At 58.3% G+C, this 14,527-nt stretch carries 11 protein-coding genes; 4 read left to right on the top strand and 7 right to left on the bottom strand.

Translation table 11 applies throughout. The features are described from left to right. On the top strand, positions 1–1,027 hold a 1,027-nt coding region (locus AAC035_RS09755; RefSeq protein ID WP_339803191.1), incomplete at its 5' end, for a class I SAM-dependent rRNA methyltransferase. Positions 1,028–1,075: 48 nt separating this feature from the next. Here AAC035_RS09755 and AAC035_RS09750 read toward each other — a convergent pair. Then, complete coding sequence (locus AAC035_RS09750; protein WP_339803188.1) at positions 1,076–1,732, bottom strand: HAD family hydrolase; 657 nt, start codon at positions 1,730–1,732, stop codon at positions 1,076–1,078. A gap of 163 nt (positions 1,733–1,895) precedes the next feature. On the opposite strand from AAC035_RS09750, the gene AAC035_RS09745 reads away from it, so the two are divergent. The 3 genes from AAC035_RS09745 (at position 1,896) to AAC035_RS09735 (ending at position 6,058) form a co-directional block, all read left to right on the top strand. Then, on the top strand, positions 1,896–2,426 hold the full coding sequence (locus tag AAC035_RS09745) for an RNA pyrophosphohydrolase (protein WP_339803185.1): 531 nt from the start codon (positions 1,896–1,898) through the stop codon (positions 2,424–2,426). A gap of 16 nt (positions 2,427–2,442) precedes the next feature. Next, a complete protein-coding gene (gene ptsP, locus AAC035_RS09740; RefSeq protein WP_339803183.1) occupies positions 2,443–4,752 on the top strand; it encodes a phosphoenolpyruvate--protein phosphotransferase in 2,310 nt (769 codons plus the stop codon). Between the two features lie 61 nt (positions 4,753–4,813). Next, positions 4,814–6,058, top strand: a complete 1,245-nt coding sequence (locus AAC035_RS09735; protein WP_339803180.1) for a patatin-like phospholipase family protein — start codon at positions 4,814–4,816, stop codon at positions 6,056–6,058. A gap of 118 nt (positions 6,059–6,176) precedes the next feature. Here the strand turns inward: AAC035_RS09735 and hslU are convergent, their stop codons facing one another. From hslU to AAC035_RS09705, 6 genes are all read right to left on the bottom strand, one after another. Continuing rightward, on the bottom strand, positions 6,177–7,505 hold the full coding sequence (hslU, locus tag AAC035_RS09730) for an ATP-dependent protease ATPase subunit HslU (protein ID WP_339803177.1): 1,329 nt from the start codon (positions 7,503–7,505) through the stop codon (positions 6,177–6,179). 13 nt (positions 7,506–7,518) lie between these two features. After that, on the bottom strand, positions 7,519–8,049 hold the full coding sequence (gene hslV / locus AAC035_RS09725; RefSeq protein ID WP_339803174.1) for an ATP-dependent protease subunit HslV: 531 nt from the start codon (positions 8,047–8,049) through the stop codon (positions 7,519–7,521). Positions 8,050–8,169: 120 nt separating this feature from the next. Continuing rightward, positions 8,170–8,655 (bottom strand): SPOR domain-containing protein, encoded by a 486-nt coding sequence (locus AAC035_RS09720; RefSeq protein WP_339803171.1) that lies wholly within the window; start codon positions 8,653–8,655, stop codon positions 8,170–8,172. A 163-nt stretch (positions 8,656–8,818) separates the two neighbouring features. Continuing rightward, positions 8,819–10,504, bottom strand: a complete 1,686-nt coding sequence (gene argS, locus AAC035_RS09715) for an arginine--tRNA ligase (protein ID WP_339803168.1) — start codon at positions 10,502–10,504, stop codon at positions 8,819–8,821. Between the two features lie 292 nt (positions 10,505–10,796). After that, positions 10,797–12,512 carry an Ig-like domain-containing protein gene (locus AAC035_RS09710; RefSeq protein ID WP_339803165.1) on the bottom strand — a complete coding sequence of 572 codons (1,716 nt, stop codon included), beginning with the start codon at positions 12,510–12,512 and terminating at the stop codon, positions 10,797–10,799. Positions 12,513–12,701: 189 nt separating this feature from the next. Next, positions 12,702–14,527, bottom strand: a 1,826-nt coding sequence (locus AAC035_RS09705) for a primosomal protein N' (RefSeq protein WP_339803162.1), incomplete at its 5' end; no start/stop codon positions are given.

Here is a 14,527-nt window from a genome sequence, read left to right as displayed (position 1 = left end):
GTTCGTCAATCCTCACGCACTGATCTGCGGACGTCTGATCAGCCGGAATCCGCTGGCCGGAATGACGCCAAAGCGCCTGACCGAACGTCTTGAGCTGGCACTTGAATTGCGTGACCGGGTGTTTCCTGAACCCTGGTACCGCTGGGTATTCGGTGATGGCGACGGGCTCTCGGGGCTGGTGATCGATCGGTTTGGTGATGTGGTGGTCGTGCAGATCTCGACCGCCGGAATGGAGTCCATGAAGGACACCATTATCAAGGGCGTCCAGCGGCTGGTGCATCCCCGTGCCATTGTGCTCAAGAACGACGGCAAGATGCGGTCGGTGGAGGGGTTGCCCTCTTATGTCGAGCAGGTCTCCGGTGATCCGGTGGATGTGCTGGAGGTTCGTGAGAACGGCGTTCGCTTTGAAGTGCCGTTGAGCGGCGGCCAGAAAACCGGATGGTTTTACGACCACCGGATGAACCGGGCCCGTCTGCAGCAGTATGCCAAAGGTAAACGGGTGCTGGACGTATTCAGCTATGCCGGTGGCTGGGGGCTGCAGGCTGCAGCGGCCGGAGCGGCATCGGTTACCTGCCTCGACAGCTCGGCACAGGCGTTGGCATCGGTCCGCCACAATGCGGCGCTGAACGGCCTGACTGGCGTGGACACCCTGGAAGGGGATGCCTTCGAGGTGCTCAAGCAATTGTGCGATGACAAACAGAAATACGACATCGTGGTGCTGGATCCGCCGTCACTGATCCCCCGCCGGCGCGACATGAAAGCCGGAGAGCAGGCCTATGCCCGTCTCAACCAGCTGGGTTTGCGATTGCTGGAGCGGGATGGCTTGCTGGTATCGGCGTCCTGTTCCATGCATCTGTCCCGGGAAAAGCTGGTGGACATCATTCGTGGCAGCGGGCGCAAGGTTGATCGCTTTGTCCAGTTGCTGGAGCAGGGCTACCAGGGACCGGACCACCCGATGGTGCCCGGTATACCCGAGACGGACTACCTGAAGGCCTGTTTCGTTCGGTCGCTGACCGAGTTTCTCTAGGACCCCGCTGCCGGTCTGCACCGACCACCCCAGGCGCCGGGTGGTGAATCAGTCCCGCAGGGAAATCACCGGCCAGCCCTGTTCCCGGGCAAAGGCTTCCAGCCGGGCATCCGGGTCTACCGCCACCGGGTTGTCCACCAGTTCCAGTAGTGGCAGATCGTTGTGGGAGTCGCTGTAGAACCAGGCACCGTCGAGATTTTCGTTGTTCTCCCGCAGCCACTCCCGCAGGCGAATCACCTTGCCGCCCTGAAAGCTGGGCGTGCCGGCGACATCCCCGGTGTACTGTCCGTCTTCCATGGCCGGTTCGGTGGCGATCAGGTGCCGGATGCCAAGGATCTCAGCGATGGGGCCGGTGACAAACCGGTTAGTGGCGGTAATGATCATCAGGGTATGCCCGCGCTTGCGATGATCGTCCAGCAGGGCGCTGGCCTTGTCCTGTAACATGGGTTTCACCCGGGTGTTCATGAAGGCCTTGTGCCACGCATCAAGTATGTCCTTGTCCCGCCCCACCAGGGGATTCAGGGCAAAACGCTGATAGCGCATCACGTCCAGCTCTCCATTCAGATAATCCTGGTAGAACTGATCATTCTGGCGCCGGTGACTGTCTGCATCTACCAGTCCGGCATCCACTACGAATTCGCCCCAGGCGTGATCGCTGTCGCCGGCCAGCAAGGTGTTGTCCAGATCAAAAATCGCAAGGGTCAAGATGGACTCCTGAAGTTATTTGGTGGTGGTCATTCTAACATCCTGAAAATATAACGGCTTCGTTTGCCGACCGGTAGGCTTTCTGTAAGAATGGAAGCAATCTGGAAGAAAAGTCCCTGAATATTGGGACTCCTTTAACGACTTGTTACGACAGGACTGTACCGTGATAGATTCAGACGGTTTCAGACCCAACGTCGGAATCATTCTGGCCAACCACAAAGGTGAAGTATTGTGGGCGAGGCGAATCGGGCAAGACTCCTGGCAGTTCCCCCAGGGCGGTATCAAACACGATGAGTCGCCCGAACAGGCACTTTACCGGGAACTGGCAGAAGAAGTCGGTCTTGGTGCAGCAGATGTGGAAATCGTCAGTTGTACCAGGGGCTGGCTGCGGTATCGTTTGCCGCGGCGTATGGTACGCCAGAACTCGCACCCGGTTTGCGTGGGCCAGAAGCAAAAATGGTTCCTTCTGAGGATGCTTTCTCCGGATGAATCGGTTCGTGTGGATCACACGGACTCTCCGGAGTTTGATGGCTGGCAATGGGTCAGCTATTGGTACCCGCTGGGACAGGTTGTGTCCTTCAAGCGGGAAGTGTATCGACGTGCGCTGAGAGAACTGGCGCCGCGGTTGTTTCACACGGTAGATCAGTGGCAGCGTGCCGAAGAAGCCCGCAGCCTGCAGGACCAACAACGATGACGGATTGACCCCCGATATGCTCGGTATCTTGCGAAGTATTGTTCAGGAAGTTAACAGCGCCCGTGATCTCAAGGAGGCGCTGGAGATCATTGTTTCGCGGGTACAGGACGCCATGAACACCGAGGTGTGCTCGGTCTATCTGCTGGATCCGGTTTCCAACCGCTACATTCTGATGGCGACCGAAGGCCTTCACCAGAAGGCCGTCGGCAAGGTCAGTCTGGCTCACTCTGAGGGCCTGGTAGGCCTGGTGGGTTCCCGTGAGGAGCCCATCAATCTTGAAGACGCTCCCTCCCATCCCCGCTACCGTTATTTTCCTGAAACCGGTGAGGAGCGTTTCCGCTCTTTTCTGGGTGTGCCCATTATTCACCATCGACGGGTTCTCGGGGTCCTTGTGGTACAGCAGCGGGATGCGTCCCGCACCTTTGATGAGGGCGAAGAAGCCTTTCTGGTTACCGTTTCCGCTCAGCTTGCCGGGGTTATCGCCCATAGTGAGGCCACCGGCGCCCTGAGCGGCCTGTCGCTGACCGGAGAGGCCGCCCAGGATGTGTCCTTCAGTGGTGTGCCCGGCGCGCCTGGCGTTGCCATTGGTAAAGGGGTCGTGGTCTATCCGCCTGCGGATCTGGACGCGGTACCGGAGAAGGCCACCGATGATCCGGAGCAGGAACTGGCATCCTTTGCCGAGGCGGTCAGGGCGGTACGCGAGGATATTCAGAAAGTGGCTGATCGGCTGTCCGACAAGCTCCGGCCGGAAGAGCAGGCCTTGTTTGATGTCTATCTGCGCATGCTTGGTGAAGATGCGCTGCCTGGCGAGGTGGCCAACAAGATCCGGTCCGACGGGCTGTGGGCTCAGGGTGCACTGAAACTGGTGGTCAATCAGTACGTTCGTCATTTTGAGATGATGGATGACCACTATCTGCGGGAGCGGGCGGTGGATATCCGCGATCTGGGTCGCCGCATCCTGTCGCACCTGCAGGAAGGCGACACCCGTCAGGTCGATTACCCGGAGAATACCGTTCTGGTCAGCGAGGAGCTGACGCCGGCCATGCTTGGTGAAGTGCCGCGGGGCCGGTTGCTGGGTCTGGTTTCGGTACGGGGCTCCAGTAACTCCCACGTTGCCATTCTTGCCCGGGCCATGGGTGTACCCACGGTTATGGGGCTGGTGGACATACCGGTTAACCAGCTCGACGGCAAAGACCTGATCGTGGACGGTTTCGAAGGCCAGATCTTTTCGTCGCCTTCGCCGGAGCTGAGGGCCTACTATCAGGAAATCTGCAACGAGGAAGACGAGCTCTTCCGTGGTCTCGAGGCGCTGCGGGACAAGCCCTGTATTACCACCGACGGTCACCGCCTGTCACTGCTGGTGAATACAGGCCTGATGACCGATGTGGTCCGCTCGCTGAGTCATGGTGCTGAAGGCATCGGCCTGTACCGAACGGAAGTGCCCTTCATGATCAAGGAGCGCTTCCCCTCCGAACAGGAGCAGCGTGAGTACTACCGGGAACAGCTGGAGGCGTTTGCTCCCAATCCGGTGACCATGCGTACCCTGGATATTGGTGGCGACAAGGCCCTGAGCTACTTCCCGATCAACGAGGAAAACCCGTTCCTGGGCTGGCGCGGCATCCGCATCAGTCTGGATCATCCGGAGATTTTTCTGGTGCAGGTCCGGGCCATGCTGAAAGCCAGCGAGGGCTTCAATAACCTGCAGATCATGCTGCCAATGATCAGTAATATTTCAGAGGTGGAAGAGTCCCTGCACCTGATCTACCGGGTTTACCACGAAGTGCGGGAAGAAGGTTACGACATTCACATGCCCCGGGTCGGGGTGATGGTGGAAGTGCCGGCGGCTGTCTATCAGGTTCGCGAGCTGGCAGAGCGGGTTGACTTCCTGTCCGTGGGATCCAATGATCTGACCCAGTATCTGCTGGCGGTTGATCGCAATAACCCGCGGGTCGCCCAGCTCTATCACTCCTATCATCCTGCGGTGTTGCAGGCGTTGGTTCGCATTGCCCAGGACGCCCATTCGGTGGGCAAGCCGGTCACCATTTGCGGCGAGCTGGCGGGCGATCCGGGGGGCGCTGTGCTGTTGATGGCCATGGGTTACGATGCCCTGTCCATGAACGCGGCCAGTCTGCCCAAGGTCAAATCGGTGATTCGCAGTATCAGTCGCGAATGGGCAGTGCAGTTACTCGAGGACGTGTTGTTGCTGGATTCGCCCCACGTGATCAAAAGCTGTGTTGATCTGGCGTTGCGCAGTGCCGGCTTCGGACGCTATTTAAGGCCCGGGCGAGGCGCTGTGCCGGTGACCAGTTTTGACGCTTCCCAGTGAACCTGGGGCAGGCAACCTGTTCCCGCTTTCAGGCTGGAACAAACCGGATAGGGATTGAACCATGACAGCCCGGCCAACGAGAATCCGACCCAAACCCCGTATTGGCCTTGCCCTTGGTGGTGGAGGGCCGCTGGGAGGCATCTATGAGATTGGTGCGCTGCGGGCGCTGGACGAGGCCCTGGAGGGACTGGACTTCAATGACCTTGAGGTTTATGTGGGGGTCAATTCCGGCAGTTTCGTGGCAGCCAACCTTGCCAATCAGCTGACAACGGCACAGTTGTGCCGGATTTTCGTAAGGCACGAGGCGGAAGCTCACCCCTTTCATCCCGAAGTATTCTACCGGCCGGCGTTCCGGGAGTTCGGCCGCCGGCTGCTGGCCACCCCCTGGCTGATTACCACCGCGCTTCGCCGGTTTATCCGTAATCCTTACGATCAGAGTCTGCTGGAGGGATTGACCATTCTGGCTCAGGCCGCACCGTCGGGGCTGTTTGACAACGCCGGGCTGGAGGAATACTTGGCTCAGGCGTTTACCACATCAGGAAGAACCAACGACTTCCGCGAACTGAGCCACCGGCTGTTTGTGATTGCAGCGGATGTGGAAACCACGGAAGCGGTCTGTTTTGGTGCGCCAGGGCTGGATCATGTGCCCATATCGAAAGCAATTCAGGCCAGTATGGCTTCGCCCGGCCTGTACGTGCCGGTTGCGGTTGATGGCCGCTACTGTGTGGACGGTACTTTCCGCAAGGGGCTGCATGCGTCTGTGGCGTTTGATCAGGGCGCCGATCTGGTGCTGGCGGTGAATCCCCAGGTGCCCATTGACGCCAGGGCCGCGGAACTGGCCGGCACCATGATTCCCGGCGAACTGACCGGCTCCGGTATGCCCAATCTCCTGTCCCAGATGTACCGGACCATGGTGTACTCGCGGATGCAGAATGGCATAGCTCAATACGCCAAGGACTATCCTGACAAGGACATTGTGTTGTTTGAGCCAACCAGGGACGATGCCAAGCTTTTTTTCTCGAACGTCTTCAGCTTCCAGTCCCGCAGAATGGTGTGTGAGCACGCCTACCAGATGACCCGCAGAGATCTGCTGAATCGGGCCGATGACATAGAGCCTGTGCTGGCACGGCACGGAGTGCGTATCAATCGCCGGATTCTGGAAGACTCCGAGCGCACCATCAGTACCGCGCTCTATGGAGAAATGCTGCCGCTTTATGTGGCCCGGCACCGTCGCAAGCGGGCCGAACGGGGTATCCTCGGGCGAAGGCTGGATGATGTCGCAGAGTTACTTCAACGAACTCTCTAGTGTGAAGAATTCCCCCACCTCTTTATCATTACGTGTGTTTGGACACAAAGAAGGGCGCCTCAAATGGGCGCCCTTCTTGATTTCGTTTCTGAAAAACCGCCTTCAGCAACGCTGACCGTCAGAGAATATAGCGGCTCAGATCTTCATCTTCTGCCAGTTTGCCAAGCTTCTCGTCGACGAATTCAGCCGTCACCTCAAAAACCTCGGTCACCTTGTCGCCGGCATCGAACGAGAGGCTTTCCAGCAGTCGCTCAAGGACAGTGTGCAAGCGTCGCGCACCGATGTTCTCGGTGTTCTCATTGACCTTCCAGGCCACCTCCGCAAGACGTTTGATGGCGTCCTCGGTAAAACTGAGTCTGACGCCCTCGGTGCCCATCAGCGCTTCGTACTGTTGTACCAGGGAGGCGTCCGGCTCGGTCAGAATGCGGCGGAAATCCTCCGGTGTCAGGGCCTTCAGCTCGACGCGTATGGGCAGCCGGCCCTGCAGTTCCGGTATCAGGTCCGACGGCTTCGACAGGTGGAACGCGCCGGAGGCAATGAACAGAATGTGGTCCGTGCGGATCGTGCCGTACTTGGTGCTGACGGTGCTGCCTTCAATCAGCGGCAGCAGGTCACGCTGAACACCCTCGCGGGAGACATCCGCTGACGCGTTTTCCGAGCGTTTGGCAACTTTGTCGATTTCGTCGATAAAGACAATGCCATTCTGCTCAACCGCATAGATGGCTTTTTGCTTGATTTCCTCTTCGTTCACCAGCTTGGCGGCTTCTTCGTCCTTGACCTGCTTCATGGCATCGACAACCCGTATCTTGCGGGTCTTGCGGCGCTCGGAGGACATGCTGGAGAACATGCTCTGAAGCTGATTGGTCATCTCCTCCATGCCCGGGGGCGCCATGATTTCCACCCCCATGGCGGGGTTCTTCAGATCGATCTCGATTTCCTTGTCATCCAGCTGGCCTTCCCGCAGTTTCTTGCGGAACAGCTGGCGGGTGGACGAGTCTTCTGCCGGACGGCTGTCTTCGTCATAGCCTCTGGCCGGCGGTAGCAGGGCGTCGAGGATGCGTTCTTCAGCGGCATCCAGGGCCCGGCTCTCATGGCGCTTCATTTCTTTCTCGCGGAGCATCTTGATGGCCATGTCTGCCAGATCGCGGATGATGGATTCCACGTCCCTTCCTACGTAGCCCACTTCGGTAAACTTGGTGGCCTCCACTTTCAGGAATGGTGCATCCGCAAGCTTGGCAAGGCGACGGGCGATCTCGGTTTTGCCGACACCGGTAGGGCCGATCATCAGAATGTTCTTGGGGGTGATCTCGTCACGCAGGCTGACATCCAGCTGCATCCGGCGCCAGCGGTTGCGCAGGGCGATGGCCACCGCCCGTTTGGCTTCGTCCTGGCCGACGATGTGTTTGTTCAGCTCGTGGACAATCTCACGGGGAGTCATTGCAGACATGGTTGCTCCGGTTTCAGTCGTTGGCTGAGAGCACTTCGAGGGTGCGATTATGATTGGTGTAGATGCAGATGTCCGCCGCGATATCGAGGCCTTTCTCTACGATCTCATGGGCGCTCATGTCGGTATTTTCGAGCAGGGCCCGTGCCGATGCCTGGGCAAAGGGGCCTCCGGAGCCAATGGCAATCAGGCCCTGTTCCGGCTCAATGACATCGCCGTTACCGGTAATGATCAGCGATGCGGTTTTGTCAGCGACCGCCAGCAGGGCTTCCAGTCGCCTCAGGGCGCGGTCTGTGCGCCAGTCCTTGGCGAGTTCTACGGCGGCCCGGGTCAGGTTGCCCTGGTGTTTCTCGAGCTGGGCCTCGAAGCGTTCAAACAGCGTGAACGCATCGGCGGTGCCCCCTGCAAACCCGGCCAGTACCTTGCCGTTGTAAAGGCGGCGAACCTTTCGTGCATTACCTTTCATGACGGTATTGCCAAGGGATACCTGGCCGTCACCCCCCATGGCGACCTCATCATCTCGGCGTACGGAAAGTATCGTGGTCATTGAGGCTCCTGTTGCGCATTTCGGGGTTATAAAAGGCTGTCAGCGGTATATGGACCCGGCGCCGGATAATTCAAGGCAGGCTCTGGAAATCCCGTCATCACGGGGACGTCCGTCGCGGATTCAGTCTTCTTTGGGAATGTGGCGGACCAGGGGCTGAATGCTGATGGCAACCAGCTTGTCGACGGCGGAATTCATCTGGCTGCGGCTGTCAAAGGGCCCCACATTAACCCGGTACCAGACCGACCCACTGTCCAGTTCAATACGACTGACCGTGGCTCTCAGGCCCTGGAAACCAATCTGGGCACGCTGCCTTTCGGCGTCTTCCTGGCTGCGGAACGAACCGGTCTGCACCAGGTATCGGGTGGTTTGTTGCGAGGGGGAGGGGCGATATTCCTCAACCGCAGGTGGCACCACCTCGGAGTCCGGGAGCATATCGTAGAACCGGTAGTCAGGGCGTGCCTTTGGGACCGGCTCAGCCGCTGGTTTGGCCGGTGCCTGAACAGCCGGAGCTGAAGCTCCCCGCTCTGGTTCGGTCGGCAGGGTATTCAGGTAAACGATAAAACCAATAAAGCCGCCAATGGCGGCCAGGGACAGAATCCAACGCACAGAGAGACCTCCGGACTGGCGGCTGGCCCGCGCCGGCGGGCGTTTCGGGGTTGATCGCGTTCCGGGTGCAGCGGCACGCCGAGCTGGCCGGGTGGTGGCCGCTTTTTTGCCGCTGGGTTGTTTGCGCGCGTAATCCTTTGGCACCTGACGTATCCCCGGCCGCTTACATTTCTTCCGGCGCGCTGATGCCCAACAGCCCGAGGCCGTTCTCAATCACCTGGCGAACCGCGAGGTACAAGGTAACCCGGGCATCCCGCAAGGCAGGATCTTCCACCAGTACCTTATGGGCGTTGTAATAGGTATGCAGCTGGCCGGCCAGCTCACGCAGATACTGGGGCAGTTGATGGGGTTCCCGCTGAGTGGCCGCGTTGCGGATCAGTTCCGGATATCGGGCCAGCTGGTTGGCCAGCTCTTTTTCTTCATCCAGGTTCAGCAGGGACAGGTCACCAGCCACCTGATTCCGTTCACGGACCACGCCTTCATCAGCAAGCTTGCGCAGTACGCTGCAGATGCGGGCGTGCGCGTACTGAATGTAGTAGACCGGATTGTCGTTGGTCTGGGAGCGGGCCAGGTCGATATCAAACGTTAGCTGGGAATCCACACGGCGTGCGGTCAGGAAAAAGCGGGTGGCATCCCGGCCTACTTCGTCGATCAGGTCCCGCACGGTGACATAGCTGCCGGCACGCTTGGAGATTTTCACCTCCTGGCCGGAGCGGGTAACCATCACCATCTGGTGCAGTACGTAGTCTGGCCAGCCCCTGGGGATGTCTGCGTTCAGTGCCTGCAGGCCGGCGCGGACCCGGGTTACGGTGGAGTGGTGGTCGGCACCCTGCTCATTGATTACGGTGGTAAAACCACGCTGCCATTTGTCCAGGTGGTAGGCCACATCCGGCAGAAAATAGGTATAGCCGCCATCCTGCTTGCGCATGACACGGTCCTTGTCATCGCCGAATTCGGTGGTTTTCAGCCACAGGGCACCATCCTGCTCGTAGGTGAAGCCGTTTTGCTGCAGTCGCTGCACCGTCGCGTCAACCTTGCCGTCCTGATAAAGGGAGGACTCCAGAAAGTAAACGTCGAATTCCACCCCGAACGCTTTCAGGTCCAGATCCTGCTCCCGGCGCAGGTAGGCTACGGCGAATTCGCGAATGGCGTCCATATCGTCGGGGTCGGCCTTGCCGGTCACCGAGCGGTCGTCAGCGATGACCGTCTCGCCCGCGAGATAGGCATTCGCAACGTCAATAATGTAGTCACCCCGGTAGCCATCGTCCGGCCATTGTTCATGCTCCGGTGTCAGGCCTTTCACCCGTGACTGCACCGACAGGCCCAGATTATTGATCTGGGCGCCGGCATCATTGTAATAGAACTCGCGGGTAACGTCGTAACCATTGGCTTCCAGCAGCCGGCACAGGCTATCGCCGATGGCGGCGCCGCGGCCATGGCCCACATGAAGCGGTCCAGTCGGGTTGGCGGAGACAAACTCCACCTGAACCTTCTGGCCCTGGCCGTCATTATTGCGGCCGAACTGCTTGCCCTGGGCAAGGATGTCCGCAGCGATGCTGACGGCACTTTCCGCATTCATGAAAAAATTGATGAAGCCGGGGCCTGCGATCTCGACTTTATCCAGGGCCGGACTTGCCGGCAACTTCGCAATAAGCGCCTCCGCCAGCTGACGCGGCGCGCAACCCGCGGCCTTCGACGCCACCAGCGCGATATTGCAGGCATAGTCACCGTGGGACTTGTCTTTGGTATTACCCACTTGCGGAGTGAATGTCTGGTCCGCGGGCAGGGTGCCTTCAGACTGAAGGGCCGCCAGGGCCGCTTCAAGCAGTTCGGTTACGGTGTCTTTCATGCTGTCAGATGGCTCGGTTTTGCGAAGTGAATCCGGAGGCCGCTGAAATGCGACGGTTGAGGGGCGCTATTATCGCGGAAAGGAGAAGGGTACTCAAATCACGTTGCACATGGCGTAACAATCTGCCCCATGGTTAATGGGGCAGATTGTTACGGTATCTTCAATTAATTATCGTTATCGCAGCCTGTTTGCTCTCCATAAGGGCTGATGCCGCTACCTGGAGGCGCCTCGTCCAGATCTTCACTGGTGCAGGCCAGCACAAAGCGTTGGCTGACTCGTGATTCAGTGCCACCTACGCTTGTCGTTGCAATACCCATTCACACTCACTTTTTGGGTACGTCAGGGTAAAATCGGCCGTGCCGTCAACGCCGGTAGTGATAGCGTTGGGGACAGTGGCTGAAGGGATGGGGTCCAGCCGTTTGTTCTGATTGGTATCTTTGGCTTCCGTGAAGACGCCATTGTTGTCGGTGTCCTCTGATAGGCAGGTTGCGACTTTTATAGGCTGGAAATCCGGATTTCCGCCTTCAACCCGCACGAAACGACCCTTGAAAAAACGGGTTGGGATTACGCTGATATTGACGGCTTTGCCACTGACAGCATTACCATTGCTGTCTGTTACGAAAACGGACCAAGGAGCCTGATACCTTGTCAGGTTGCTATCGTCAATTTCGTTGCCTGTCCCTATGTTGATGCGAAGGGCATTGCCGCCAACGGTAAGGCCTACTGAGTTGGTGATGGATTCATTGACTCTGGCGGTGATTACTACACCATCTGTCCGGCTTGTGGTTGAGCTGGATGTGTAGGTTGTTTGAGCGCGGCCCTGTTCGTTGGTAATTGCTGTGCCGTTAGAAAGTTCGCCACCGGTAATGTCATCAAGCTCAAAGCGGACGGTAGCATTCTTTACGAGGTTGTTGTTTACATCCAGAACGGTCGCAGTGACGGTAGTGGAGGAGTTGGTGCCAATCTGCGTGCGATCAGCCTGGACGCTTACAGTGTCTGGTGTTGAGGACACAAATAAAAGCTGGCGTTGCGATGATGGTCCGCCGTCGGAGCCGACCGCTGTTACGGTTGCCGGTCCAACATTATCGGAGGAAATGGTCACTTGCGCTACGCCGTTACTGGTGGCCACGGATCCATTTGCAGGTGTGAATGAGCCGCGGGTTGTAGAGAACACAACTATTGAACCATCCGCGATAGGAGCGCCATTGGACTCCCAGAGTACAGAAACGTTTGCCTGCTCACCCAATTCAACTTCGCCACCGGATGCGGGTGCAGTAAATGCAAAATTGTCGGTTGATATTTGCACGGGCACCTCGGCGCTGATCAGGGATTCACCGCTGTAGGCTTCTGCACGAACATTGTCAGTACCGCCGATGGTGGCGTTGAGATTGAAGCGAACGAGGCCTGCGTCGTCTGTGGTCAATGAACCTGCATTTATCTGGTTACCCAGGCTGCTCGAGATCGTAACAGGTACTCCTGCAATGGCTGAGTCTTCTGAATTGGTCAATCGTGCGGAATAAGGTGCAGAGTCAGTCAGTGCAATGGATTCAGATCCAGTCAATGCAAGGGAGGTACCTGAAACCCGCACATCAACAGAGGCGGTGCGATTACCGGCGCTGGCGCTTACCGTTATCGTACGGTTGCTGGGGTCAGTGCCCGCGTTCAGCCGTGCCTCAGCTCTACCTTCGCTATTGGTTACCGGATCTTGCACAATGAGGCTTCCGCCGCCGGTTCTGGAGAATGAGACCGGTGTACTGTCCATGACAACGCCATTGCTGTCCTGAACAAGAGCGGTAATGGTTGCACTCCCACTGCCGGAAGACCCTATTTGTGGTCGGTCAGTCAACAATGTCAGTGAGCCAACCTGGGCTTCCTCAACGCCGCCCCCGTCACCACCGGTGCCACCGCCGCCTCCCGCAAGGGGTGTGGAGTTTTCATCACCGCCACAGGCTGCCAAGAAAAACGCCAGCGATAATGCTGTCGCGCGGGCAAAATATTTCCCTGTCATTACTTTTTCTCCAGTTTTTCAGCGCTTAGCCTGCGCCCTTCTTACATGTCTGAGGCAAGATAGGTACGAAGACGCCTGTTTTCATTGGTTGTTGTATCGTTGGATCATAGCACAAGGATTCAGCATGCAGCTGTGAGCTGGTTTCAGGTAATTAAAAAATCTATTTTTGCGAGCAAAGTCACTCCGCCATTAGCCGGACTCAATCGGATCAACGTCAATTTGCCAGCGAACGCCTTTTGCCGGGGGAGTCCCATCCAGTTCGTTGCAGAGACTCTGGAGCAGTTTTGCCAGGGGACTTCGTGAAGAGCATAGCAGGATCAGCTGAGCCCTGTGTCGGTCAGCCCTTCGGGCAATCGTTGCGGGCAGAGGTCCCCAGAGCTCTACTGAAGGGGCGTCAGGAAGGTGTGAAAACCGGGTGCGGACGTTATCAAGAAATTGAATGCTGTCCTCCATGGTGTCGCCCTCCGCCCGCAGGATGGCCATTGACCGAAATGGCGGTAGTCCCCCGGGTCTGCGTTCTTCCAGAAGTTGTCTGGCGATTGACAGATAGTCTCCCCCGATCAATGCCGTTAGCAGGGGATGATCGCTGTGGCAGGTCTGAATCAGGACCAGGCCTGGTTCCTTGCCCCGGCCAGCACGACCACTTACCTGCAAGAGAGTCTGGGTCATCTGCTCGGGAGCCCGGAAGTCGGTGCTGAACAGGCCGCCATCAGCGTTGACCACAATAACCAGCGTCACCTTGTGGAAATCGTGGCCCTTTGCCAGCATCTGCGTACCAACCAGGATGCAGGGGTCACCCTGGTTGACCTGTTTCAGCAGGGCCTGAATGCTGCCCTTGCGCTGTGTACTGTCCCGGTCTATGCGGATAATCGGAGTCTCCGGAAAGGTGCCTGCGAGCACATCTTCTGCACGCTCGGTACCCTGGCCGATCGGTTTCATGGCGCCGGTATGGCAGGAAGGGCAAAATTCTGGCGCCGCGCTCTGGTAGTCGCAGTGGTGACAGCGCATGGCCCGATCGCGCCGGTGGTAGGTGAGCCGGCTGTCGCAGTGGGGACATTCCAGCAGGTGGCCGCAGTCAAAGCACATCATGACCGGGGAGTAGCCGCGGCGATTGACATAGACCAGAACCTGCTGGCCTTTGGCAAGGGATTCCCTAATGGCGGTCAGCGATGGGGCTGCAAGACCTCCTTCCAGTGGTCGACTACGGATGTCCAGCAGCTTCATGGTTGGTGGAAGAGCCCCGCCGGCGCGCTCCTCCAGTTTGGTGAGCGTGTATTTTCCGGTCAGGGTGTTGTTGACGGATTCAAGGGAGGGTGTTGCCGATCCCAGAATCACCGGACACTTGTTAAGGTGCGCCCGATACACAGCGAGATCCCTGGCTGAATAGCGGAAGCCTTCGCCTTGCTTGTATGAGCTGTCGTGCTCTTCATCAACTATCAGGGCTCCGAGCCGGGTGAAGGGAAGCATTGCGGCGGAGCGTGTGCCAATCAATATGACGGGTTCCCCCCGGCGTATACGGAGCCAGGTACGCAAGCGTTCGCGATCATTCAGCGCGGAGTGCCAGGTTGCCACACGATCCCCGAAATAGCGGTGGAATCTGGCGACGGTCTGAGGCGTCAGATTTATTTCAGGAACCAGCACCAGGGCTTGTTGCTCCTGACTCAGTTGTTCTTGTAAATAATGAAGATAGATTTCGGTTTTGCCGCTACCGGTTACGCCGTAGAGCAGGGCTGCGCTAAATCTGTTGTTCGCTGCTGGAAGCTGCGCGTAAGCTGCTTTCTGCGCCGTCGAGAGCTCTGGCAGTGGGTGCGTGCGAAAGGCCTGCAAGGTCGCCTGTTCCAGGAAGCCCTTTGTTGCAAGCGCGTTTGCCTGGGCAGTGGTAAAGCCGGCCTGCCGGATGTCTGGCGCGGAGGCTGGCTGGTCTCGTGTCAGCAGCCATTTCAGCAGTGCTTTTTGCTTCTGGGCGTTGCCGGGAAGTTGGGACGGGTGGGCGTCACGTGCTGGCTGCCAGCTGG

Source organism: uncultured Marinobacter sp., assembly GCF_963974375.1.
Taxonomy (GTDB): domain Bacteria; phylum Pseudomonadota; class Gammaproteobacteria; order Pseudomonadales; family Oleiphilaceae; genus Marinobacter.
Note: the sequence above shows the minus strand (reverse complement) of the source record. Positions and strands in the feature narration are given on the sequence as shown.

Bases quoted from the DNA above. Each gene is read 5' to 3' on its own strand.
- ptsP (WP_339803183.1), top strand. From the start codon at position 2,443: ATGCTCGGTATCTTGCGAAGTATTGTTCAGGAAGTTAACAGCGCCCGT.
- AAC035_RS09735 (WP_339803180.1), top strand. From the start codon at position 4,814: ATGACAGCCCGGCCAACGAGAATCCGACCCAAACCCCGTATTGGCCTT.
- hslU (WP_339803177.1), bottom strand. From the start codon at position 7,505: ATGTCTGCAATGACTCCCCGTGAGATTGTCCACGAGCTGAACAAACAC.
- hslV (WP_339803174.1), bottom strand. From the start codon at position 8,049: ATGACCACGATACTTTCCGTACGCCGAGATGATGAGGTCGCCATGGGG.
- argS (WP_339803168.1), bottom strand. From the start codon at position 10,504: ATGAAAGACACCGTAACCGAACTGCTTGAAGCGGCCCTGGCGGCCCTT.
- AAC035_RS09710 (WP_339803165.1), bottom strand. From the start codon at position 12,512: ATGACAGGGAAATATTTTGCCCGCGCGACAGCATTATCGCTGGCGTTT.